Origin of the sequence: Solibacillus sp. (assembly GCF_040273735.1) — a bacterium.
GTDB lineage: Bacteria > Bacillota > Bacilli > Bacillales_A > Planococcaceae > Solibacillus.
On the sequence record NZ_JBELZM010000016.1, the window covers coordinates 38,108 to 62,902 of the forward strand.

Genomic DNA, 24,795 nt, shown 5'->3' on the forward strand with positions numbered 1-24,795 from the left:
GAATGAAGAAACTATGAGGTTTAACGGGCTGAGCCTTTGTACTACAGGGCTGTTTAATAAGCAGGTCCTTTCCGGAAATAGGGATGGCAATCGTAATTAAATAAGGGTAGCTTTTGCTGTTATTTTCAAATCTTAAATAACAGCAATCACCTAACTGTGATTACTTAAATAAATTTCACTCCAATATCCTTTTCATAATTTAATCGCTATATATTTTATGAAAACGGTGTGAAGAAGGTTAAAAGAAGCATTATTTTATAACGAAGAGCGAAGAATTTTAAACATTGAGGGGTTCTGCACTTAGAATAAATACAAAACAAAAAAGCAACCCCACGCAGCTTTCGCTTTGTGAGATTGTTTTTAATTTAACTTTCTTTATTAATCTACGACAGTACTATATTTTTGAGTTCGATTATTTTCATTCATTACCCAGTTAATATTTCCATATCTATCTAGTGTAATCATGTAAACTTTTTGGCCTTTTCTGAAGACATTCGTATTTCCGTTAGCAACCAATGTCATTTCCGAACTTGTATCAGCGGCTGTTGTGATTAACTTTTTACCATATAAATTGATTGTAACCGCCGAAGGTTGTTGACCATATCTAACTACATTTAAAATATCCGTTTCTGTAGGTGCGTATGTAACTCCATCATTCACAACAACATAATATACTTCTTTAACGTCAGAAGCACTTAATTGTGGTGTAATAATAATTTGTTTAGAGTTATTAGGATCAGCCATTCTCGGACCTAATAGCGCGTTAGACATAATATTAACCTTATTTGAAGGATAAATATACTTACCAAGTTTAGAAATATCAAATGTAAAGTGATCTACATAATCATAAGCATTATTTAAATCATCTTTTAGTGTTACTGTAATGGATTTATCAGCATTAACAGGGTCAAGTGGTTTAATTACCAACTTGGATTCATCAGTAGTTTTACTGCCAACAGTATAGCCATCAAACTCAAATTGACTTGTAATATCTGTACCCGCATCATTCGTAATTTTCAATATTGACGAGAGATTTAATGAATTTATAAGTTTAATTTGAGACTTATTATAGTTTGTTAAGTTTGTATCATCCTGACGTAAAATTGTTTCGTTAAATGTAATTTCAAACTTAGAATCTGGCGTTCTGTAAATTATGGCATCGTTTGTAATTGATGCATATGGATTATCCTGACTAGTTTTCACATATGGTTTTGTTCCGTCCATATAAAGTATCGCTTTCATCTGCGGACCTTTAGGCTCGTCTTCTTCAATTATTGAAGCGGAACTCTTTTCTAAAATAGTAAAGTTACCAATCGTGTCTCTAGCTCCAATGTAAAATCCGTACTCCTCATGCGCTTCTAACCCTAATTCAATAGCTCTAGGGATTTTTTCGACCAATCCCTTTCCTTCAGAACCACCAATATCTTTTGCTCCTAAAGATTTAAACTTATCATATAGATTTGATGCATTTGCTGGTGTATTTAATACTGTCGTAATATCTTTTAAATTCCCTGACGTATCAAAATAAGCAGTATTCAACTCATATACTTCTCTGCCGTTCACTATTTTCCTAATGTATTTCTTTACAGGCAGTACATAGAAATTAGCTTTTTCATCTACCGACGCTGTAAATTTAATTTGTGTATCGCTGCCTTCAACATTTTTAATAGACACACCTGTTAATAACGGTGGTTTCACATCGTCAATTAAACTTTTTTCCATAATATTTGAAAGCTGTCCAGAACGATCTTTCAACACCATATAGATTTTATAACTTTTAAACGGATCACGTGGAGGTGTACCAGGCTTTGATACGTCAAACTTAAATGTTCCTAAAGGAGCCGGATTTTGACCATTCCCAATATAGGCATTCTGCTTCCCTAGTGGTGTTGTTAGTTGAAATTTACCAGTAACTACTTTAGGGTCATTTGAAAATTCATCTACAAAATCACGATTTGTTATATCTTTAAAATCAAAATCATTCGGTAAAATCATGTAATAGTAAGTACCTGCTTTTTTGGCCTCTGCTTCTACCTCATATTTATCTGGACCTGTTATAACATTTTTAATTGTTAATTCTGGTTTTACCGAATCTGAATGATTGTATTGAGCATAGTTACGTGGCTCTACACCGACCGCTACGGTTTCTTTACTTTCAAATTCATTTTCAGCTAAGTCTTTTACCCCTTTTAAAACAGTGGCCACAATTGTATCTCCATTTACCAGAGAGCTTACTGCAGGAATAGTTAAACGAATGCGCTTATTCGAATATTGTACTTCCACCGGCTTCATTTCTTTATGACCAGAAATATTGACAATTCCTGTCCCTGATAATAGGTAATTATCTGGATTCTCAGCCGTTGCTTTATCTAATTCTTCACTCACCGTAATGTAGAAATAGCCTTTGTTTTTATCTGCCAACTCCAATACTGGCGGATCCAGTACATACGGATAAGTTGTATCCGGTCCCTCTGTTTTAATCACAATCTTCGGAGCAGGGTTGCGCATCTTATTGCCCGATTTGTCGACCATTACCGCATAAATTTCATACTCTGTACTTGGCTTAATATCACCAATCGCCGGAGTTGCACCATATTTAGTTTCGGTAATGACGATATCATCAGGTTTTGTGATTGTCCCTTTTCCTGTATAGCGCTTCATAATTTCATCAACAGTCGGGTCCGGCATCGTAACGGATGATTTTTCGCGAATATAGTAGTAGTATTCACCCGGCTCGGTAATCCCCTTAATAACAAATTGTACACGCTTTCCGCCGTACATCGTTTCGCCTTTATCGAGGCGGAATGTCGGTGGTCGGTTATCGATTGTCGAGAACTCCTGCTCTTCCTTCTCCGATACATTGTCCGCATCATCAATAACAATCGCATAAATGACATAGTCCGTCATCGTTTCCAGACCGGATACCGTAAATTTCACAGGCTCGTCCATTACGAGTGGCCCATTGCCGTTGTATTTAGTACCCCCAGTTTTAATCTCGCTGATTGTTGGCGCTTTTTCATTAGCTTTTTTAATGACATAGTAGTATGTTCCATCTTCATCCGCTGTTAATGTCACATCGGCTGTCGATCCGCCAGCTGCCACATCCAGTTGTGTAATGGTTGGAGACGTAACATCGGTAACAATTGTATTTTCCACCGGATCACGATCAACCGCTTTTCCATTTTCATCCTCTACATACCCAATGTTCGGGTCATCTGTTTTATAATCGTCAAACACATCATTTACAGTTTTATTGTTTGGGATGATCGCTTTAGAAATATAGGCATGTGTACCAAGATTCGTAAAGCCGTTGCTTGATGTAATGTAATAATAATCATATGTGCTGTCTGTATTCAGGTACACATTTTTCAACGTGTTTTTATACATGTATTGAATATCATGAACGCCATAAATAGAAACATTATAGTCCGTATCGATATACATCGCTTTCGGGCTTGCATACAGTTCCACATTTGCTACATTTCCTTGTACTGTAAGGCGGTCGATATCATAGTTAGCCTTTAAAAATGTACGGTCAGCAGTTACATACAAATGACGAATATCCGCGTTTTCAAAGTCCACGTACTTCTTTACGTTTGCCATACGTTCTGTGTATTTTTGCAGGTGCTCGGGTTTTGTCGGGTCCGGCTTGTTCTGTAAATTCTCGTTTTCACTAGGGTTGAGGAAATCTTCATTTTCCGGATCTGTAGGTGTTCCCCAATCGATAAACGATGCGAAGTTTCCTATACTTGCAATACGCACATTTTCCAATGCGCCAAGTGAACGTCGCGGTGCTTCCGCAACTTCTACACGTCCGGTAAAATTAATATTTTTGAAGCGCACATAGCTTCCATGAACGACAAGTTCCCCTGCAAACGAAGAATAGCCCCCATCAAGCGCCAGTAAACGCGAAGAATTCCCGCTCGCATTGATCGTCAGCTTTGAAATATTTTGAAGGGTCTTTCCTGAATAACTTCCCTCGATGTAAGCACCTTTTAATACATTTTGATTTCCCGCATTAATAATACTGCGTAAATGGGATGCCACCGTGTACGCGACACCGTTTATGTATATTTGATTTCCTACAATATCCCCGACTGTGTAGACAGGATTGCCGCGGTCCGCTTTTTCTGAACGCCAAATAAATGTCGCCATCTGCCCGCGGGTTACGGTATTAAAAGGGTCAAATGAAACAGGTGTTTTTCCTTTTGTAATATTCAGGTCATAAAGTGTCTGTATAAAATAAGCATTGGCATTTTTATTTGTAACGTCTTTGAAACCGTGGTTAAGTTTTGTGGAAATACCAAATTTGAAGCCAAGCGTTAAAATTTTCGCCATTTGTCCGCGTGTAATTGGCTCTTTTGGTTTAAATGTTTTATCTGAATAACCATTAATGACACCCGCCTCTGCCAATGCGGCAATGTAACGGTAGTTTGGGTTATTCACCGGCACGTCTTTAAAGCCGGGATTTTTTGGATTTGTTATATTTACATCAATCGTCAGTGCCAGCATTTTTGCGGCATCTTCACGAGTAATTGCTGAATTCGGTTTAAATGTACCGTTTGAATAGCCAGTTGCAATTTTACGGTTGGCTAAATCGATAATCGGCTGATAATAATCCGCATTTGGATTTAAATCACTGAATGAATAGGCATTTGCCTGGTGGGGTATTGCAACTAGCACACCACTTGTCGCCAAAACCGTTGCGACCGCTGCCTTTGAAAGTTTTTGTGCTTTTTTCGAGTCCATGTTAGAAAATCCCTCCCTTTTGAAATGTCGTAACATGTTCAATCTAGTAAAAACATCTATTGTTTATATCGGCTAACGGTGCGCAAAACTGTATGAAATTTATGCAGTTTTTCATTTTAATTCTGGATTTCTAAATTTGGACAAAAAAAGGAACGACCCTGCTCCGACTTGAATGTCATAAAGCAAAATCGTTCTATAAATAAATAGCCAACCATCCATACTTTACCCTAGCTAAAAACTTTCTAATCTTTAATAGGGTTTCTATACTTAGTTAATATTCACTAAAATACCATTTTATTCCTTAAAATGACTATTTTTTTAAAAAAGTTAGATAATAATCTGTCTCTATTTGTTTTTCCTATATTTCTGCACATTTTGCTTATTTTCGCACTATAATTTTCAGAGTATTTAAAATATAATAGATAATAGAGAATTAGAAAATAAGGGGACTCTTTTTCTTATATTTATATTGATTGAAAGTGTTGGCGTATTATGTTTTATTGGGAGTTCTTAATTTAGTATCCGTTCTACTTTTCATTTAGAACTCTCCACTTTGCCACCAATACTTTCTACTTTCATTGAACTTGTTTCTATTTTTGTATCGACAGGTTCTACTTTCAGGCAAAGTTTTTTTACTTTCCATAATAAACAATCAATACTTCTACTACAACTGTTCTACACATAAGGGGGATGGGTATGTCTATTTTAAATGGGTTAAAAGTTTTGGATTTTTCTTCTCTATTACCTGGACCGCTTGCGTCAATGATGTTTGCGGATCTCGGGGCAGATGTGATTCATGTGGAGTCAGAGCGCCGTGTTGATTTAATGCGGATTATGCCGCCGTATGATGAGGACAAGGAATCTTACTTCCATCAGCATTTAAACCGCTCAAAAAAGTCTTTGCAGCTCAATTTAAAGTCTGCGGAGAGCATTGAAATTATTAAAAAGCTTATCCAAGATTACGATATTGTCATTGAAGGGTTCCGTCCTGGTGTGATGAAGCGCCTAGGAATCGACTATGAAACACTCCGTGAATATAATCCGCGCCTAATTTACTGTGCAATTACAGGCTATGGGCAAACCGGGCCATATGCAACGCGGCCAGGCCATGATAATAATTATTTATCAATTGGCGGGGTGCTCCATCATTCCCGTTTGAAGGATAAAAAGCCTGTTGCTATGGGCATTCAAATTGCCGATATTGCAGGCGGGACAATGCATGCTGCTATCGGAATTTTAGCGGCTGCTCTTCACCGTGAAAAAACCGGTGAAGGGAAGTTTATCGATGTTTCGATGACCGATGCGATGTTTTCGATGAATGCCTTATATGGGACGCAATATCTCGGAAGCGGCCGTCCACCTCAGCCGGAAGAGGAAATTTTAAATGGCGGGACATTTTATGATTACTACCGTACGAAAGACGGTCGTTACTTTTCAGTCGGCAGCCTGGAGCCACAATTCCGCAAACTCCTATGTGAAGCTCTTGGCATTCCAGAACTGATCGACAGCACATTTAATGACTCCTACTATACACAGCAACGCTTTAAAGAAGCAGTTACCGATGCGTTTTGCTCGAAAACATTTGATCAATGGCTTGAAATTTTCAATGAAGATTTCCATGGTTGTGTTGAGCCGGTTCTTACATTTAACGAAGCTTGCGAACACCCGCAAATAAAAGCACGGAATATGCTTGTAGATGTTCAGAAAACGGATGGATCTTCGCAGCGCCAAATTGGAACAGCCTTGAAAATAAGCGGTGTTGAACCGACTTACAAACATGTTGGGGCAAAAATAGGTGAACATACCGAGGAAATTTTAACTGCATATGGCTATACTAAAGAACAAATCGAGCAACTAACAAACGATGGCGTATTACAATAAAGCAAAAAGGTGAAGCATGTATGGGCATTGCTTCACCTTTCATTATTTGCTTTGTACAACACGGCGCTCAATAAACTGGCGCAAATATTGGAAATGATGCGGTATGAGCAAATATTTCTTATAGACCGCTAACAGTTTCTCCACTAAAATATCTTCTTCTGCCCAAAACAGTATCTTCAACAAATTGCAAATATGCTGTGATGTCATTTCAGCTATACGATAATAATCGCTGTTTTTATTTAAATATTGCTGTTGCCAAATAATGATCGATTCCCGGATATTTTGTGGCGAACCATCAACGAATAGAGCAATATCGCGTTGAACAGTTGCCTCGATCATATGCAGGATCGTTTCCGTTTCATCTGCATGAAGGAGCTGAAAAATGGCTGTACATGACGCAAGTTCATAATTTTTCAACAGCTCTATCCCAAGCTCAAACTGCTCCTCTTTTACAACACTATTAATCAGTTCATAAAAGACATGCTCCAAGTAGTTTTCCCGGTAATCTTTCACAAGTGTATCGGGCTGCGGGTTCATGCTGCTCAACACATCCGCATATTCAACGACAAGTTCGATCGCATGATTATTTATCCGCTCTTCCTCAATTAAATACATTCCTTGCAGTAAAATACTCCGATAATCTCTTTTATAAACCGCTTCCTGAAACAACATATAGCCAAGCAATGTTTGCTCTTTCGTATTCAATGCAAACTTTCCGTTTGACCAATTTTCCAGTAATGCCTGAATGCATTTTCGAAGTTTCAGCATATGCCGTCGCCCGCTCGTAAAATGCGTGCGGACATTTAAAAGATGCAGCTGCTTAACTTCATCCGATTTCGGATTTTCATAATCAATTTTCTGTACAAGCTTATGAATGATTGTCGCAATCCGATTCGCCGTCAATTGTCCGGCAAGCAATGCTTTAAAATGCCTCATTAAATCAACAGGTCTCGTAATCTTCATTAAAGGTACTTGTAAAAACAGTGAATAAATCTTTTTTGCACCAATTATTTCCCAGTACTTTTCATTTGCACTATAAACCGGTTGCACAAAGAAATGATTGTTAACTTTGTACACATAAATTTTCTTAAGTTCTGTTTGTATATGGGATACAGGGACCGGTTTTGAAAAAATATATTCAATCAGCTGGTCAAATACCACTTCTCCCTGTGTTTGTAAAAATGAAAGTAGCACTTTTCTGTTTTGCTGTTTGGCAAAAAACTGTTCCATTTTTTCATTCGCTGTATTCTTCTCGTTAACTGAATCATTAACAAATAAGTCTGATCTACCCCAATAGTTTTTGATTAACTGAAAGCAAAACTTCTCTGCACGCTCCTGCTCCAACAAAAATTCATTGCTTTGTATAGGTGCGCCCCAAATCGCAGTTTGTTTTATAAATAGATACTTTTCTTCCAAAGCTTGCTCTAGCTTTTTCCCTGTTTGTCCGTTCGTCTGTTGAAAGAGCTGCTCATCAAATGAAAGCAACAACAAAGATCCCTCCATTTTTTCCACCTTATTTCTATACAAAAATATACCAAAAAATAAATATCTATGTAACGTTTTTAATTTTTTTACTTTCCTTCAGGCTGATTCCACAAAAAAAGCATACCATTTCATTTGCAGCAATTCGTATGAAATATTGATTAAAACATACGTACTGACAATAGAAATTGATATGCCTCATAACTATTCGTTATGCAAAATAGAGGTCACGATAATTTTTGATGGATTGGCTTGCACAGGTTTACTTTTTGTTGCACGGTCATAAAAAACGAACAGCATCTTTCCTTCCAAATCTTTCTGATCCACGCGCTTTCCAGCCAAATCCACTATTTCTGTCTTTTCATTCACATGGAGTTTAAGCTTGAGCTGATCACAGTAAAGCCCCCGATCAAATGCACCGACACATATCTCACCGTCTTTATCAAACTGATCAAAAATAATCAGCAATGGTGTTGTATGCGGCGGAGAAACCATCGGCAACGGATTTCTGGAATCAATAAAGGCAATAATTTTCGCCTTGACCGGAATGGCTGATGCCCCAATTTGGTACCCGTCCTTTGTCATTAAAGGCGTTTTTGATGTAATTTGGAATATGACTTTCTTATTGCCGTCTTTTTCACTAATTGCTTCAATAATACCAATACCGGACTGAACGCTAATCGAGATGACAAGAGCTTCTATCTTCTTGATCAATGGCTGCATCGCTTCATCCCCTCTACTTTTCTAGTAATTTCCTTTTTCCCGAAAAATAAAGAACAAAAACTTATCTAATTAACTATGATATTAGTGCTTTTAACAATTGAACAACGGCATTCAATCATACTGGCGCTTAACTGTTTTGAACAGTCGTGCTTTTTTCAGAAGTGTTTTTGGCATTTGGACTGTAGCAGTCACCACACCCGGATGTCTTCCTATTTCAATTCCTCCGGTAATGGTTGCACGGTTTCTCACTTCTTCCACTGACAGTTCAAATAACTTTGCCGAGCGCTCGAGTGCATTTTCTGTAGCCGCATTTAAGTTAACCCCTGTTCCTACAATTGATAACGGGAAACTTTCCTCAACCTGCTTCACACCAAATTCCTCAGCCAAATCCCGTGCAATGCGCTTTTCTTCTTTCGTAAAAGGTTTTGCGGTATAAGGCAAATCTTCAACATTCGGAAGTAAGATGGGACCATCCAAGTTTACTTTTTTCAGTACACTTATCTGTAGCTGTATAATACCCGATACATCAGTCGTATGTCCGGCGATTTCACCATCACCCTGCATCGCATGCATATCCCCTACGTATACACCGCCACCAGGAACTTTTACAGGACAAATGACAACAGCCCCTTCACGCACACGGTTAATATCCATATGTCCATCTGTACGGTGGATATTCAGCTCGTCTTCGGTCATTGTAAATTCATGCGGTGCTCCGATTAAAAACGTTCCGAAATCGCCAGCATTATGAGAATCCGGCATTGCTTTTGATGGTGTTGTCCCAAGCTGTCCAACAAACGGACGCATTCTTGCAAGTACTCCGATCAGGTCACTCGGCGCGAATGAAGTAATTGGATTTTGAATCGAATTTTCCGGAGTTCGCATATAGTTTTTGCTGTCTTGGGCAATCCGGCGCGCAGCTTCTTTTCCGACTGTCAATCCTACATTCCCTTTTGAATTAAATGCCATCGTATAGCCGTTGGAAATTTTAAATGGCGTTGTATCCGTCCCGCAAGTCATACATTTTATAGACTCCTGACCGATTCCTTGTACAATTGTCGGCGGATGGAGTTTCCCGCAGCCCGGGCATTTTACCTTTACGAAAGGATCTCCGATAAAGCGTTCATTTTGCGCTTCGTCTGTTCCCGAAGAAGTCGCAATCGATGTAACTTGGATCGACTTAATCTGGATGGCGATTGCATCCCCAACTTCCGCGCCTTCCACATATACAGGCTTCGTGACTTCGTGCCCTCCGCGAATCGTCGGTGTAATCATTGGGCCCCAACAACCAGGAGCTGTATTGGCAATGATTGTACCCCCATCTTTTAAAGGTCCTAACATAGGTGCATTCGGATTTAACACACCATCTGTAAATTCATTGACGAATATTGTTTCGGCCGCCTGAATAACTGGTGTATCCCGGTATACCGAATCCCCTGTTAATTGTCCATTCACTGATGTTAGTTCATTTACCATTGGAATCCCTCTCCCCTTTAATTTTAAGTAAATTCAGTAAATTCAAGTGCTATTTTCATTATACAAATTTTTTACATTATAAGTCGGATTTGACTTCTAATAAAAGCAAAACTTTTATCTATCTTATATAATGTGAACAACTAGTAGATTATGCAGATGCGGAACATGAGGTGAAATTTTTAATGGATCAAAAGAAGACGGAAATCCTGTGGCGTGAGGAAAAGTACAATGTGATGTTTTATAGTCAGAATCATTATAATGCAATTCGTCAGGCGATGAAAAACAAGGCTTCTTATGAAGAAATTTCAGCGCTGATCAAACAGGCATTAAGCTTAACACCAACAGAAGGCAGCATGCGCAATGCCTGCCAACATATGTGGGGCTATTTTAAGAAGGTTGCAGACGAAGAAGAGAAAATACAGTACGAACAATTGATACAGACAACTAATTTCCGTGAATTATTGCCCTTTTTAAGAGGATTGGCAGAAAAATATGAAGTAACGTATTTATTGGAAAGCCGGGTATTGAAGCGTTAAAAGACAGAGAATTCAAAGAGGACAAAAATCCCCTTAAAGATTATTTTAAGGGGATTAGCATTTAATATTTATAAGATTGGCCGCCGTCGATTGGAATAACTGCTGCGTTAATGAAGTCCGCTTCGTTTGATAGCAGGAATGCTACTAAATAACCGACTTCTTCCGGCTTACCGAAACGTCTCATCGGATTCGGCTTTACAAACTCCTTGCCGACTTCCTCCCAGTTATCGCCACCCATTTGGCGCAGTGATCCTTCTACCATTGGCGTCATGATCGCACCTGGGGCAATTGCTTTAATCGAAATTCCGTATTGGCCGTATTCAATCGCGGAGTTACGCGTTAATCCGACAACGCCATGTTTACTGGCCGCATAGCCTGACTGGTTTCCGACACCGCGGATCCCGCCAACCGAAGCTGTATTGACAATCGAGCCGTAACCTTGCTCCTTCATTACTTTCAGCACATATTTCATACCATAGAATACACCGTTCAAATTGACGGATATAACTTTATGAAATTCCTCAATACCGTAATCTCCAGTTAAGTTTTGCTTCCCTTCAATTCCTGCATTGTTAAAGAAACCATCAATTTTGCCGAATTTCTCAACCGTTTGATTCACAAAATTCTCAACTTCACTTTCTGTAGCTACGTTTGCTGTCACTAATAATGTTTCAGCATTTGGCGCCACTTCCAGCACTTTTTTCTTCGTTTCATCCAGTCCTGCCTGGTTTAAATCAACGAGTACAAGCTTTGCGCCTTCCTTTGCAAGCTGTAATGTCGCAGCTTGTCCTAATCCCGAACCTGCACCGGAAATAATTATAACTTTTCCTTCAAAACGATTCATTAGTTGTCCTCCTTTGTAATGAAAAGCTCACCATCAGCATACAGTATTTTCTGTTTGAGTAAAATTTATAGCTCCTAAAAAAATTAATATTTAGAAAGTTCTAAAATTATATTAAAATAGCATTGATCCTAGGGTTCTACCATTAATAAATAAGGCATGGACCCGAAATGAATTCGGACCCATGCCTGTTAAAACTCTTATCCTTATTTGAAAAGCTCAAATAGTAAGGCTGTTCGTTTACTGAATTCATCCAAATTGATTGCAGCATCTACTGCTTCACGAACTTCCCTTTCTTGTTCTGCGTATTTTGCTGCAAAAAGTTTTGCATCTGCCATCGTTGCTTTGTACTTTTCTACGATTGCTTCTATATTCCTTTCCTCTATTTCTGTCGGATGACAATGCTGGGCAATATCGAAAATCTCATCACCAGGACGATTTTCATCCGGAAAGTACACATGCGGCTCCGTACTGTCAAAAATACAGAATTTCAGTTCAGGGATAATGACCATATCGATCGAATTTGAATCCAGTCCGCACCACACGAGTTGTACATCAAACCCTCTGCTTATCGCTTCGTTCGCCAACTTTTTCATCATCGAAGACTTCCCTGTTCCTGGATACCCTTTAATAAACAATCTCTTTTCCAGATTTTGTGTAATACTTTGTACTGTGTCCTGTGCTCCTGTTGGAGTCAATGTTCCAAGTAAACGGTGAGTAAGCTGACCGGATGTCTGCCGATTCGTTTCACCAAATAGATTGTTCGACAAATAAGCAAACTGCTGATCCAACCCGCTCCATTCCATTTGCTTTCTCGTTTCCACTTCCCAGTCATCATGAATGTGAATAGCATGTGATAGCTTAGCAAAGCACCGGTCATAATAGGCTTGTTTCGATTCGTTTACCAAAGATAAATTTCCATTCAATGCAATGTGCTGTTCATCCAAACAGTCATAAAGGGAAATGACATGATCCCGTACTCCTGGCAGTACCGGTTCTATTGACGGGTTTGTCGCTTGAACAATTAATATTCGATGAGGGGCTTGAATATAAACAGCTTCGACCGTATTTTCAAATAAAGGATCATGGAAAAATTCAATGTGTGCACCTTTTTCATAATAATGCGACCCGATTTTCTGCAGTAACTCCGAAACTTTGAAACCGTGCGCTCCTTTTAATAAATACACAGCTTTCGCTTCATCCATCAACTCTTTATAAATATTTTTAATACCCTGCCCTGTCATTGCCTGGCCGAAGAAATGTTTAATTGTCGTGCTAATAATGTCATCCTTCCATAACCTTGTTAACTTTATTTTTATGTTAACCGGCTAAAAAAGTTGCCATATACTGTTTTGTATCATTACATTTTCTATTTATGCCTTGGCAGATCCGAAAAACAGTTTACGGACCTGGATAATAACTAACGGCACTAACGATAATCCATAAATCATTAAATATTGGTTACTTGTCAAATCGGCTACCTCAAATAACCCGTTGATCAGTACAAAGTTCAATATTGTAAATCCGAGTAAAAAGGCAATCCAAACGGCCAAATTCGAGAAGATTCCTATTTTAAAAATAGAGTCTTCCGAACGGCAATTGAATCCGTGCAGCAATCTTGATAAACATAATGTTGCAAACGCCATCGTTGTAGCTACCGCTGTATCGCCGGTCGATAAGCCCACCTGGAATGCGATGATTGTGACTGCCGCAATAATCAGTCCTTCAAATCCTACTTGAGAGACGAATTTTTTATTTAACAGTGACTCATTTATATTCCGCGGTTTTTCCTTCATCAGTTTCTTATTATGCGGTTCCAAGCCTATCGCGATTGCTGGCAGGCTATCCGTCAATAAGTTAATAAACAACAGATGGATCGGCAGAAACGGGGCAGGCAAAGCAAAAAGCGTCGCATATAAAACAACGAAAATTGCCCCTGCATTTCCGGATAACAGAAATTTGATCGCATTTTTAATATTTGCGTAAATACTTCGCCCGTTCGAGATGGATTTAACGATCGTTAAAAAATTATCGTCTGTTAAAATCATCGATGACGCATCTTTGGCTACTTCCGTTCCTGTTTTCCCCATTGCCACTCCAATTTCAGCCTGTTTTAACGCCGGGGCGTCATTTACCCCGTCCCCTGTCATCGCGACAACATGTCCTTTTTCTTGCCAAGCCTTTACAATCCGGATTTTGTGCTCCGGTGATACACGGGCATAGACGGAGAAGCTTTCCACCTTATTTTTCAGTTCCCGGTCTGAAAGCTTTTCAATTTCCTTTCCTTCAATTGCTTCATCAGGGCTTTTTAAGATACCGAGCTGTTTCGCGATCGCGATTGCCGTAATCTTATGGTCTCCTGTAATCATGACAGGCTTAATTCCTGCTTCAATACAGTCTGCAACTGCCTGTGCCGATTCATCGCGCGGAGGATCCATCATCGCGATTAGCCCGACAAATGTTAAACCTTGCTCGTCCTTTTCACTTATATTAGAAGAAAAGACTTCTTTATACGTAATGGCAATTACCCGTAATCCCGCATTCGAAAATGCAGCATTCGCTTGATTAATCTGTTCCAGCTGCTTGTTCGTAATAATCGAACTGCTGCTTGAATCGATACGGCTAATACGGGGAATAAGCTCGTCCACTGCTCCTTTTGTAATCATGACATTCCGATTCCCCATTCGGTGCACGGTACTCATCAATTTTCGAGTGGAATCGAAAGGAATTTCTCCAACACGCGGATGAAGCCCACGTATCATTTGTTCGTTCAATTCATGTCCATGACCCAATTTTATGAGCGCAAGTTCTGTCGGATCCCCTATTGGTTTCTCTCTTAGCATCATGGAATCATTGCACAGTATTGCGAAATCCAGCAGTTTTTTATGATTCGGGTTGTTCGGCTCCATCTCGTTGGAGGAAAAAAACTGCCCCCCTGTATAAACTTCCTGAACTGTCATTTTGTTTTGTGTCAGCGTCCCGGTTTTGTCTGTACAAATAATCGAAACACTTCCCAAACTTTCTACTGCTGGCAATTTGCGGATAATTGCATTTTCTTTTGCCATATTTTGAGTTCCTACTGCCAGAACAATCGTTACAATCGAACTTAACGCTTCAGGGATTGCCGCGACAGCCAGTGAAACTGCAAACATAAAGGAATCAATTAGCTCACGTCCCCGAATAATATCCAAAGCAAAAATTACGATACAAATAAGGATAATTCCGATGGCAAGACGTTTTCCGAATTTATCAAGATTGACTTGCAAAGGTGTTTTTTTCTCTTTCGCATTGTCGATCAGCTTTGCAATTTTTCCGATTTCCGTATTCATCCCAATTGAAGTAACAGCCACTGCTCCACGGCCATTTGTTACAAAGCTTCCGGAGTACACCATGTTTTTTCTGTCTCCTAGTGCTAGCTCTGTTTCAACAATTGTATTGGCAACTTTATCGACCGCCAAAGATTCACCTGTTAATGAACTTTCATTTATTTGCAAACTATGACTTTCAACTACTCGTCCATCCGCGCTAATAGAATCGCCCGCTTCCAAAATGAGCAGGTCCCCTACTATTACATTTCTAGATGGTATTTCAATAATTTCCCCGTTACGTTTTACTTTTGAAACGGGTGCGGCCATTTCCTTTAAACTGTTCAATGATTTTTCAGCTCGGGCATGCTGAACGGTTCCAAGAATGGCATTTAATATAATGACGATTAAAATGACAATGGAACTGTCCGTATCTCCAAGGAAGATCGAAACAACTGCCGCAACAATTAAAATGAGCACTAAAAAATCCTGAAACTGCTCGAAGAAAACTTGGAAAATACTTTTCTGCTTTCCTTCTTTCAATTCGTTATAGCCATACTTTTTCTGGCGGCCCCGGACTTCGTAATCAGTTAATCCATATTGCGTCACATCTAACTTTTTCATTACCTCTTGTACAGATGCTTGGTAATATTCTGTTACTTTCATTTAAAACCTCCTTCAAGTCATTTGATTGGTACAAATAACTATTTTGAGCAATCCCATTTAAAATAGAAGAACTCTCCCAAAACACTGTATGATAGTTTTAGTATGAAAATGAAAACTTCCTAACAAAAATCTCTTAAAATTTTGCTCTGTATACAGAAATATGGGACATAAAGAAAAGCAGCAATTTTCCGATTTAGAAAATCGCTGCTTTTTTTAAGTTGATACTCGATCTTTTAAGCTATTTAAATGAGTCCCTTCTAGCTTTGGCTGCTTTTCTTTCTCTGATTTGTTCTTCCAGCTGGGCAATTGCGGTTCTACGATGAGCATTTTTTTCTTCAATATTTTCCAGTTCATCAGGAAGTGCAAACTCTTTACTAATTTCAGCCTCGTGTATATTTTCTTTTGTATTGTTGATCATTTTACCTAAACTTATCGCATTTTCCGATCCTTTGTTGAAAACATCATGTCTGTCGTTTTTCATCATGATTCCTCCTTTTCGATGATAAATTTAGTTTGTTTTGCTTCACTTTATTTATTCCAAAATAATTTTTCTTTATTTCGTCACAGATGTCATATTTTTGTTATACAAATACAATAAAATAATTATAAAAAGCACTAAAAAGACCTTCAAACCCCTGATACGAAAGGTTTTGCTATATAATTCGCTATTTTACATGTTATTTACATGTTCATTAAAATGGCGTTTTGTTAATAATTATGCGCTATAGTATGGATAAGTTCAAAACAAGTAGTGAGCCTTCACCATGATTCCACCTTTGCAGAAAGTCATAGCTGCTAGCATGAGTGAACGTATAACTATACATAATTAATTTGAACAAATTTGACTAACACCTCTTTGCCGATTACGTCACAGCGTAATTGTATCCAAACGTTGGATATCCACCCGAGGTTTTGACTTCATTTAGCGAGTGTTTATAACACACACTTAAAACAAATATAAACACTTCCTCCAGCCATCTTGCAACCTTTCGTAGAGGTGGGAAGATGCTACTAAAAGAAGTTAAGCACCAAAAAGCTCCAGCTATTTCCCAATAGTAGCTGGAGCTTTTGACGTTTTATTCTTTTTTACCATAGCGTTTGGGTGCCTGCATAATTGCATCCCACACGCCGCTAAATGGAGGTGCATACGCTAAATCCAAGTCCAGCAGTTCCTCGAAAGTCATTTCATTGTAAAGCGCTGTCGCAAATACATCAATCCGTTTATCGACACCGTGCTTTCCTACTATTTGAAGGCCAACGAGCTTGCGGCTTTGCTGTTCGACAAGCATTCGAAGCTTCATCGGCTGGACATTCGGATAGTAGCTTGCAATATCATTTACTTCCATTACATACGCTTCTACAAGTGCATTTAAACGATCTGCAGCTTCATTATTTAATCCTGTCATGCCTATATGCAGATTGAAAAACTTTAGGATGGATGTCCCGACAATTCCATGGAACTTCTGATTAAAGCCGGCTATATTCAACCCGGCAATTCGCCCCTGTTTGTTTGCTGTCGTACCAAGCGGTAAATAATCATTCTTTTGGTTTACACGATTAAAATGGGAAGCACAGTCCCCTGCTGCATACACGTTAGCAATCGAAGTCTCCATTTTTTCATTGACGATAAGTGCCCCATTTTCAAGCTTGGCAAAACCTTGTGCAAACTGTGTATTTGGACGTACTCCTGTCGCGACGATGACGAGGTCAGTTTTATGCACACCACTATTTGTCCGAACTGCCTCCACAAATTCGGTTCCTTCGTAGCCTATCGTATCTTCACTTAATAAAACTTCCACACCATTTTTGACTGCTTCCTCATAAATACTGTCGGTCAGCTGATCATCAAGGATCGACATTAATGTGCTTCCGCGTTGAATGAGACGCACATCCAGACCACGCTCCCTTACTGTTTCAACAACTTCCAGACCAATATAGCCTCCACCGATGACCGTAACGTGTTTCACATTTGGCAACTGTTTCATCAGTTCATCCATTTGTAGAATGGTTTTTACTGTATGAATCCCTTTTAAGTGGGCATTTTCAATTTTCGGCATTGTTGGTGACGCTCCTGTAGCGATGAGCAGTTTATCGTATATAAATTCGAAAGGTTCATTACTGTTTACATCGATGCCACTCACTTTTTGCAGCTTTGTATCAACTGCTGTCACTTCATGGAAAATGCGTGCATCAATTCCGTATTTTGAGCGGAATTCCTCGACATCCCTTGCAATCAATTCTTCTGTATGAGGGACTTTCCCATTAATTACGTATGGCAATCCGCATTGTCCATACGAATAAACCTCTCCTTTTTCCAATACTACAACGTGGGCGGCCTTATTATTACGCACAATTTCCATTGCTGCACTCATTCCTGCCGCATCGCCGCCTATAATTACAACTTTCATATTTGATCCACTCCTCAATACACTTTTCTCTTCTTTTAACATGCTACCGAAAACTGTTTCTATTTATAGCATATCATTCCCTGTTGTTTCGTAATCCTATGTACTCCCAAAATATGTTACACTAACTATCAGAAAAATCCTACATTTCGCAAAGGAGCAACCTAAATGACTAAAACAACGACGATTGGCATTATCGGTACCGGTGTTGTCGGTGAACGCATTATTAACCAGGCACTGCAAAACGAACATTATGAAATTGCGGCAATTTTTGATACGAATGAAACACGTACAGCACAATTGGCCGCTAAATATAATGTACCCACTACTAATGATTTACAAGCGCTATTGAATTTAAAACCGGACTGGGTGTATATTGGCACACCGCCTGTCAGCCACGCAACATTAGCGGCTGAGATCGCAAAGCACAAATTACATATTCTATCGGAAAAACCGCTTGCCCATGATGCTACAGACGGAGAAACGATGGTACGCATTGCAAACGAAGCAAATGTACAAACAGCGATGCATTTTCCGTTAATGTACGGTGCGGCAGTCCATCGGCTAAAACAAGAATTGGCAAAAGATATGGGTGACATTACACGTATTGAGCTGCATACGTATTTCCCTGAATGGCCGCGTAAATGGCAGCAAAACCCTTGGATTGCTTCACGTGAGCAAGGCGGGTTTATTCGGGAGATTTTCCCGCATTATTTGCAATTAACGCACCATTTATTCGGTGATGTTGAAATTTTGGCGCATGAAACAGCTTATCCTGAAGATGAAGCGCTGTGCGAAGTTGGAGTATCTGCTTTGGCGAAAACAGCAAACGGCATCCCAATGGTCATTAACGGGCTTGCAGGCATTGGACAGGAAGAGCGCATCGACTTTAAAATTTTCGGAACAGATAAAGTTGTAACATTACGAAACTGGTCCGAAGTTTACACAAGCAAAGCATATGAGCCGGAAGTGGAAATTACCCTTACCGAAACCCCTGAAACAATGCTTGAGGCATGCCGAAAAGTACTTTTAGGCGAGGAAGCATTTGTCGTACCATTCGAGGAAGGCTTAAAAGTACAGCGTTGGATTGATGAATTGCTAAAATAATATGACTATGAAGTTGTTCGGAAAGTGAATCCCCTTTCCGAACAACTTTTTATTTCGGATTGTGAAATATTTAAATTGTAAAAACCTGCTTTCTATACTAAAATAATTGTAATATTCTTTTTATTGCGTCATTAAATCAAAAGGGGGATTATTTTTGGACTATTTACATTATCCGTTTCCAAGCAAGCGGAATACAGTCATCGCCAATCGTGGAATGGTCGCAACATCCCAGCCGCTCGCAGCACAGGCCGGACTGGATATTTTGAAAAAAGGCGGTAACGCAGTCGATGCAGCAATCGCAACAGCAGCAGCACTTACTGTTGTTGAACCTACATCAAATGGAATCGGCGGGGATGCATTTGCGCTCGTCTGGATGAAGGATGAGCTTTACGGGTTAAATGCTTCAGGTCCTTCTGCCAAATCGATTTCCAAAGAAGCGTTAACAGAGCGGGGATTAGATAAAATTCCGATGCATGGAGTTATCCCGGTCACTGTTCCAGGCGCTCCATCAGCATGGGCAGCCTTATCGAAGCGATTCGGGAAATTGCCGTTAAGCGAAGTATTGGCCCCTGCCATCTCCTATGCAGAAGAAGGATATCCGATTTCCGTAACACTCGGACATTACTGGCAATCGGCCTATAAAAAATATAAACAAAATTTCACATCCGAAGAATTCCAACACTGGTTTGAAACATTTTCAATCGATGGCCGGATGCCGGAAATCGGTGAAGTTTGGAACTCTCCAGCCCACGGAGAAACATTGCATAAAATCGCCAAAACAAATGGGGAGGCTTTCTACAAAGGCGAAATTGCAGACAAAATAGATGCTTTTATGAAAAAGCATAACGGCTTTATTTCGAAGGACGATTTGGCAAGCTATGAACCTGAATGGGTAAACCCGATAAAAGTACATTACAAAGGCTATGACGTATGGGAAATTCCTCCGAATGGTCAGGGAATTGTTGCACAAATGGCATTGAATATTTATCAGCATGCCGAGCCAAAATGGCAGGATGCACAAACATTACATAATCAGATTGAAGCGATGAAGCTTGCATATACGGACGGTAAAGCATTTGTCACAGAATTAAATGACATGCCGGTAGATGTCGAAACACTCTTATCAAAAACATATGGAGAATCACGATTCGCCGAAATTAAAGATACGGCAATTGATCCGAAACGGTTCGATATTCCAAAAGGCGGTACGGTGTATTTGGCTACAGCCGATGCAGATGGGAATATGGTATCGTACATTCAAAGTAACTATATGGGGTTCGGTTCAGGAGTTGTCATTCCTGAAACAGGTATCACACTTCAAAACCGCGGGTATGACTTCTCTCTCGATGAAGCACATCCGAACTTCTTAAAGCCTGGAAAACGAACTTTCAATACAATTATTCCAGGGTTCTTGACAAAGGATAATGAAGCGGTCGGTCCATTCGGCGTAATGGGTGGCTATATGCAGCCTCAAGGGCATTTCCAGGTCGTTACATCCACAATAGACTTCGCACTCAACCCTCAGGCAGCACTTGATATGCCGAGATGGCAATGGATTGGTGAAAAGCGCATTGAAGTCGAACCGCACTTTCCTAGTTATTTAGTGCATGCATTGCAGCGTAAAGGCCATGAAATTCATGTTGCAGTCGATGGCGGCAGTTTCGGACGCGGTCAAATTATATGGCGCGACCAGAAGACAGGCGTATTGTACGGTGGAACAGAACCACGTACAGATGGCGCAATTGCGGCTTGGTAAGATAGTTTATTACATAAAACAGGAGTATCCCAAATTTTGCGGGATACTCCTGTTTATATTTATATTTTCAGTTATGGACCATCATAAGTTATGATTAAATGATTAAACTGCGGAAAATCAGTGGCAACACGAGGTTGCCCCCTCACGCACCTATAACTATCTTTACTTTACCGGTACACTTCATCAATACTGAAAACAAGGAAGGGGATGACTCACATGATTTTTAGTGAACGATTAAAAAAAGAGCGAGAAAAAAGAGGTTGGTCACAAGCGGATCTTGCCGAAAAAATTCATGTTAGTCGCCAATCCGTTTCTAAATGGGAAACTGGGAAGAACTATCCGAGTATTGAAGTAATCATTGATTTGAGTGATTTGTTTGGCATCACTATCGATGAAATGTTGAGGAGTGACGGAGAATTGAAAGAAAAGGTAATTCGGGATAGTAAGAAATTGGCGTATCCAAAATGGAAAGCGTTCTTTGATAGTGTGTTTTTATTAGGGGCATTTTTATTGGTCGCAAAACTTATTATTATGGGCTTAAATCATTTTACTGGTATGGATGTTATCATTCCTGAAGGCTTACCAAAAATCCTATCAAACTTCTTGCCGTTAGCTTTAATGGTAATCGGCGGGATTGGTGCAGACCAGTTAAAAACAAAATATATTGACTAAAAAAAGGTAGCGTATTTGCTACCTTTCTTATACCAATTATTCAGCTTCTGTTTCACTAGAATCAGCAGATAATTCATCCTTGCAAAACGCTAAAATCATCGCTTCTTCGTCTTCTTCCAATGCAAAATCCAAAAACTCATTATTTGTTTTATCCGTAATAAAATAGTTCACGATGCGTACGTTATCGTCAATTACCCCTACAATTACTCGAATTTCTAATCCTGCAGCGGAATACAGTTCATCTTCCTCATCCACTTCTACATCTAATAAAAACTCATAACGCTTACCTTCAATAATCTTTGTCGGATCTAAAATTTCTTCTATCGAAAATTGCGTAATATTCATATTCATGCTCCTTCCGGGAAATGCTTCTATTTTATCATAAACGAAAATTGCCCCGCGTCAAATAACAATCATTCATTTACACCGTGACAGCAACGTTTTCATATGACAAACTAGAAATTAAGGAGTGATGGACTTTGAAAAATCTATTTTATTACGAAGATGCAATGATGAAGGAATTTACGGCACAAATTGTGAAAACAGGTAAAGACGAAACAGGAAATTTCATAGTACTAAACAATACTGCATTTTATCCTACTGGTGGGGGGCAACCCCATGATACCGGATGGATTAATGAAATGGAAATTATTGATGTTGAGAAAATTGATGAAGAAATTCGTCATTATACGGCAGCCGATGTGTCGAATATTTCCGGGGAAATATCCGGGAAACTTCATTGGTCGCGCCGATTCGACCATATGCAACAACATGCTGGTCAACATATTTTAACAGCGGCCTTTGTGGAATTATTCGATATGGCGACAGTGAGCTTCCACTTAGGAACAGAGCTTGTCACAATCGATTTAAATGCTGGCGAAGTGTCGGAAGATCAGCTGGCAGCAGTGGAAAAACGGGCTAACGAAATTATTTTGGAAAATCGCCCGATTGAAACTAAATGGGTGACAAAAGAAGAATTAGCGCAATATAACTTACGGAAAGATGTAAAAGTCGACGAAGATATCCGTTTAGTCATTATCCCTGACTATGACTACAATGGCTGTGGCGGTACACACCCTACTTCTACGGGACAAGTAGGCTTGTTGAAAATTTTAGCAACAGAGAAAATGAAGAAGCAGATTCGTGTACACTTCGTATGCGGTAATCGCGTATTACAGCAGCTGGCTATGCGTAAACAGGTTTTAAGTGATGTGGCCCGTCAGTTGAGCGCACCGGAAGAAGAAGCTGCTGATGCGTTACGTAAATTATTGAAAACTTCGAAGCAAACAGAGAAAAGTTTAACGGAAGCACAAGACGCCCTACTTGAATTCGAAGCCAAAGAATTAGCAAACGAAACAGTTGCTGCAGCGACATTCGAAAACCGCTCGATTCAAAGCTTGCAGAAGCTGGCGCGTTTTATTACACAGCAAAATGGTGAGGCAATCGCACTGCTTGTTGCCAATAATGAAGACAAGCTACAATTTGTTGCGGCACGCGGCAGTGAACAAACGAAATCGATGAAAGATATTTCTGCAGCTGCTTTACCGCTCATAAATGGTAAAGGCGGCGGAAATGATGCACTTGTACAAGGCGGCGGTGAAAAAATCGTTTCAGCAGAAGCTCTGATTGAGGCAATGAAAGAAGCAATTCAATAAAGTGAAACTTCAATCCGTGGGGGTTTTCCCCCACGGATTGTTAGTTGAACCAATCGGGCTTTTACGGGTAGTTGATCTCCCGCCTATTCCTTTGCCCTGCCTAAACCTGGAGGTTGGAGTCTTACTACCAGTTAATGCGGGATAAATGAAAAAGAAGCTAATGATGGGTTGGACCATTCATTAGCTTCTCATGTTTTATCCTGCCCGTAGTCCATTCATCCCGCGGCGAACATTTGTTATATCGGTATAACCGAGCTTTACGAGTTCCTTGCATGCTTTATTACTGCGCGCACCACTTTGGCAAATGACAACAATAGGACGATCTTTCGGCAAATCTCCTAAATAAGTTCCAAGGGGACGATTGATAAACTGAGGAATGTGGGCCTCTTTATATTCTTTTTCCGTCCGCACATCCACAAATACATATTTCTCGTCTTCCAGTATAGGCTGCAGTTCTTTAGTCGTAATATATTTCACGCCTTTTTTCGGCATAAAACGCACGACCATTACAATGATTCCCACCATTGCAAGTAGTGTAATAATCCCTTCCATTTGCATACTCCTAAAATCTATTTTCACTTATTTTACGATACTCTGCACAAGCTTACGAATATTTTGCGCTTTTAGAACGGGATTGCTGCCATTTATTAAAGAACGGGAAATGTATTAGAAATTTTTCGAATTTATTAGAAAACGCGCAGCATATATTAAAAAACTACTAACTAGCTTTCCTTTTTCAACTCAACGACATAAACTTCAGGCAGATTAAAGATTCGGTAAGGAAACAGACTGTTCCCCAATCCCCTGTTTACTATCATTTCCGTTTCCTGCTGTTCATAAATACCTGCAGTGTATTTTGGCAAGAAACCTTGTGTTGGCGCAAAAAGCCCGCCGATAAATGGCAGACGAATTTGGCCGCCATGTGCATGCCCTGTTAACACTAAATCGATATCCTTTTCAACATATGCCTCAAACAGCTCAGGACGGTGCGACAATAACACTTTAAATGCATCCGGATCCATATTGTACAGCGCTTCATCAATCGACTGGCCCACTTCTTTTCCCATTAACGGGTCCTCAATACCCGCAATGACGATGTGCTCTCCGTCACGCTCCAACTGTACCGCATCATTCGGCAATACATGGACACCGAGCTCAATTAAAGCTGTATATATTTCATCTGTTAAATTCAATGCAACTTCGTGGTTACCCAGTACATAGTATACGTCCGCAATATCGACTAACTGGCGGACAGCCTGCAAACTGTTTTCCAAGTCATAGCGGCGACTATCAACTAAATCACCCGTTATGAAAATAGCATCCGGTTTGGTAGCCCGTACTTTTTCCACTAACCGTGACTGATTTTCACCGAATGTCGCATCATGCAGATCGGTCACTTGGGTAATCCGGTAGCCATCAAAGTTCTCCGGAATTCTCTCTGATTCATGTACATAATCGGTTGTGACAAGCCAATTATTATTTATATATAAAAATAGATAGACTATACCTATAAAGATGATTATTTTCAATAACTTTTTCAA

The 24,795-nt window shown here is 39.6% G+C and carries 18 protein-coding genes; 6 read left to right on the forward strand and 12 right to left on the reverse strand.

The window, feature by feature from the left end:
* Nucleotides 1-378: 378 nt before the first annotated feature.
* The gene (locus ABS917_RS15010) at nt 379-4,749 is read right to left on the reverse strand and encodes an S-layer homology domain-containing protein (protein WP_350479754.1); all 4,371 of its coding nucleotides are present in this window, start codon (nt 4,747-4,749) and stop codon (nt 379-381) included.
* Nucleotides 4,750-5,445: 696 nt separating this feature from the next.
* Here ABS917_RS15010 and ABS917_RS15015 point away from each other — a divergent pair.
* The gene (locus ABS917_RS15015) at nt 5,446-6,630 is read left to right on the forward strand and encodes a CaiB/BaiF CoA transferase family protein (protein WP_350479755.1); all 1,185 of its coding nucleotides are present in this window, start codon (nt 5,446-5,448) and stop codon (nt 6,628-6,630) included.
* Between the two features lie 42 nt (nt 6,631-6,672).
* Here the strand turns inward: ABS917_RS15015 and ABS917_RS15020 are convergent, their stop codons facing one another.
* The 3 genes from ABS917_RS15020 to ABS917_RS15030 form a co-directional block, all read right to left on the reverse strand.
* Nucleotides 6,673-8,118, reverse strand: a complete 1,446-nt coding sequence (locus tag ABS917_RS15020; protein WP_350479756.1) for a Fe-S-cluster redox enzyme — start codon at nt 8,116-8,118, stop codon at nt 6,673-6,675.
* A 198-nt stretch (nt 8,119-8,316) separates the two neighbouring features.
* Nucleotides 8,317-8,835 carry a hypothetical protein gene (locus ABS917_RS15025; protein WP_350479757.1) on the reverse strand — a complete coding sequence of 173 codons (519 nt, stop codon included), beginning with the start codon at nt 8,833-8,835 and terminating at the stop codon, nt 8,317-8,319.
* A gap of 111 nt (nt 8,836-8,946) precedes the next feature.
* Nucleotides 8,947-10,242, reverse strand: coding sequence for an acetamidase/formamidase family protein (locus ABS917_RS15030; RefSeq protein WP_350479802.1), 1,296 nt, complete (start codon nt 10,240-10,242; stop codon nt 8,947-8,949).
* A gap of 251 nt (nt 10,243-10,493) precedes the next feature.
* Here ABS917_RS15030 and ABS917_RS15035 point away from each other — a divergent pair, with 251 nt between their 5' ends.
* Nucleotides 10,494-10,847, forward strand: coding sequence for a YbgA family protein (locus ABS917_RS15035; RefSeq protein WP_350479758.1), 354 nt, complete (start codon nt 10,494-10,496; stop codon nt 10,845-10,847).
* A gap of 61 nt (nt 10,848-10,908) precedes the next feature.
* Here the strand turns inward: ABS917_RS15035 and ABS917_RS15040 are convergent, their stop codons facing one another.
* From ABS917_RS15040 to ABS917_RS15060, 5 genes are all read right to left on the reverse strand, one after another.
* Nucleotides 10,909-11,691: an SDR family oxidoreductase gene (locus tag ABS917_RS15040; protein WP_350479759.1), complete on the reverse strand. Its 783-nt coding sequence runs from the start codon at nt 11,689-11,691 to the stop codon at nt 10,909-10,911.
* Between the two features lie 203 nt (nt 11,692-11,894).
* Complete coding sequence (locus ABS917_RS15045) at nt 11,895-12,932, reverse strand: nucleotide kinase (protein ID WP_350479760.1); 1,038 nt, start codon at nt 12,930-12,932, stop codon at nt 11,895-11,897.
* Nucleotides 12,933-13,061: 129 nt separating this feature from the next.
* Nucleotides 13,062-15,659 (reverse strand): cation-translocating P-type ATPase, encoded by a 2,598-nt coding sequence (locus tag ABS917_RS15050; protein WP_350479761.1) that lies wholly within the window; start codon nt 15,657-15,659, stop codon nt 13,062-13,064.
* 238 nt (nt 15,660-15,897) lie between these two features.
* Nucleotides 15,898-16,140 (reverse strand): spore protein Tlp, encoded by a 243-nt coding sequence (locus ABS917_RS15055; protein ID WP_350479762.1) that lies wholly within the window; start codon nt 16,138-16,140, stop codon nt 15,898-15,900.
* Nucleotides 16,141-16,735: 595 nt separating this feature from the next.
* Nucleotides 16,736-18,067 carry an FAD-dependent oxidoreductase gene (locus tag ABS917_RS15060; protein ID WP_350479763.1) on the reverse strand — a complete coding sequence of 444 codons (1,332 nt, stop codon included), beginning with the start codon at nt 18,065-18,067 and terminating at the stop codon, nt 16,736-16,738.
* A 165-nt stretch (nt 18,068-18,232) separates the two neighbouring features.
* Between ABS917_RS15060 and ABS917_RS15065 the strand changes: the two genes are divergently transcribed.
* From ABS917_RS15065 to ABS917_RS15075, 3 genes are all read left to right on the forward strand, one after another.
* Nucleotides 18,233-19,171 (forward strand): Gfo/Idh/MocA family protein, encoded by a 939-nt coding sequence (locus ABS917_RS15065; protein WP_350479764.1) that lies wholly within the window; start codon nt 18,233-18,235, stop codon nt 19,169-19,171.
* Between the two features lie 154 nt (nt 19,172-19,325).
* Nucleotides 19,326-20,927, forward strand: coding sequence for a gamma-glutamyltransferase family protein (locus ABS917_RS15070; protein WP_350479765.1), 1,602 nt, complete (start codon nt 19,326-19,328; stop codon nt 20,925-20,927).
* A gap of 216 nt (nt 20,928-21,143) precedes the next feature.
* Nucleotides 21,144-21,599 (forward strand): helix-turn-helix domain-containing protein, encoded by a 456-nt coding sequence (locus tag ABS917_RS15075; RefSeq protein WP_350479766.1) that lies wholly within the window; start codon nt 21,144-21,146, stop codon nt 21,597-21,599.
* A gap of 36 nt (nt 21,600-21,635) precedes the next feature.
* Here ABS917_RS15075 and ABS917_RS15080 read toward each other — a convergent pair whose 3' ends face one another.
* Complete coding sequence (locus ABS917_RS15080) at nt 21,636-21,944, reverse strand: DUF6509 family protein (protein WP_350479767.1); 309 nt, start codon at nt 21,942-21,944, stop codon at nt 21,636-21,638.
* Between the two features lie 134 nt (nt 21,945-22,078).
* Here ABS917_RS15080 and ABS917_RS15085 point away from each other — a divergent pair, with 134 nt between their 5' ends.
* Nucleotides 22,079-23,254 carry an alanyl-tRNA editing protein gene (locus ABS917_RS15085; protein WP_350479768.1) on the forward strand — a complete coding sequence of 392 codons (1,176 nt, stop codon included), beginning with the start codon at nt 22,079-22,081 and terminating at the stop codon, nt 23,252-23,254.
* Nucleotides 23,255-23,449: 195 nt separating this feature from the next.
* Here the strand turns inward: ABS917_RS15085 and ABS917_RS15090 are convergent, their stop codons facing one another.
* Entirely contained in the window at nt 23,450-23,806 is a 357-nt protein-coding gene (locus ABS917_RS15090; RefSeq protein ID WP_350479769.1) for a rhodanese-like domain-containing protein, read from the reverse strand.
* 170 nt (nt 23,807-23,976) lie between these two features.
* Entirely contained in the window at nt 23,977-24,795 is an 819-nt protein-coding gene (locus ABS917_RS15095) for a metallophosphoesterase (protein WP_350479770.1), read from the reverse strand.

Bases quoted from the DNA above. Each gene is read 5' to 3' on its own strand.
- ABS917_RS15010 (WP_350479754.1), bottom strand. From the start codon at position 4,749: ATGGACTCGAAAAAAGCACAAAAACTTTCAAAGGCAGCGGTCGCAACG.
- ABS917_RS15015 (WP_350479755.1), top strand. From the start codon at position 5,446: ATGTCTATTTTAAATGGGTTAAAAGTTTTGGATTTTTCTTCTCTATTA.
- ABS917_RS15025 (WP_350479757.1), bottom strand. From the start codon at position 8,835: ATGCAGCCATTGATCAAGAAGATAGAAGCTCTTGTCATCTCGATTAGC.
- ABS917_RS15035 (WP_350479758.1), top strand. From the start codon at position 10,494: ATGGATCAAAAGAAGACGGAAATCCTGTGGCGTGAGGAAAAGTACAAT.
- ABS917_RS15040 (WP_350479759.1), bottom strand. From the start codon at position 11,691: ATGAATCGTTTTGAAGGAAAAGTTATAATTATTTCCGGTGCAGGTTCG.
- ABS917_RS15045 (WP_350479760.1), bottom strand. From the start codon at position 12,932: ATGACAGGGCAGGGTATTAAAAATATTTATAAAGAGTTGATGGATGAA.
- ABS917_RS15050 (WP_350479761.1), bottom strand. From the start codon at position 15,659: ATGAAAGTAACAGAATATTACCAAGCATCTGTACAAGAGGTAATGAAA.
- ABS917_RS15055 (WP_350479762.1), bottom strand. From the start codon at position 16,140: ATGAAAAACGACAGACATGATGTTTTCAACAAAGGATCGGAAAATGCG.
- ABS917_RS15060 (WP_350479763.1), bottom strand. From the start codon at position 18,067: ATGAAAGTTGTAATTATAGGCGGCGATGCGGCAGGAATGAGTGCAGCA.
- ABS917_RS15065 (WP_350479764.1), top strand. From the start codon at position 18,233: ATGACTAAAACAACGACGATTGGCATTATCGGTACCGGTGTTGTCGGT.
- ABS917_RS15075 (WP_350479766.1), top strand. From the start codon at position 21,144: ATGATTTTTAGTGAACGATTAAAAAAAGAGCGAGAAAAAAGAGGTTGG.
- ABS917_RS15080 (WP_350479767.1), bottom strand. From the start codon at position 21,944: ATGAATATTACGCAATTTTCGATAGAAGAAATTTTAGATCCGACAAAG.
- ABS917_RS15090 (WP_350479769.1), bottom strand. From the start codon at position 23,806: ATGGAAGGGATTATTACACTACTTGCAATGGTGGGAATCATTGTAATG.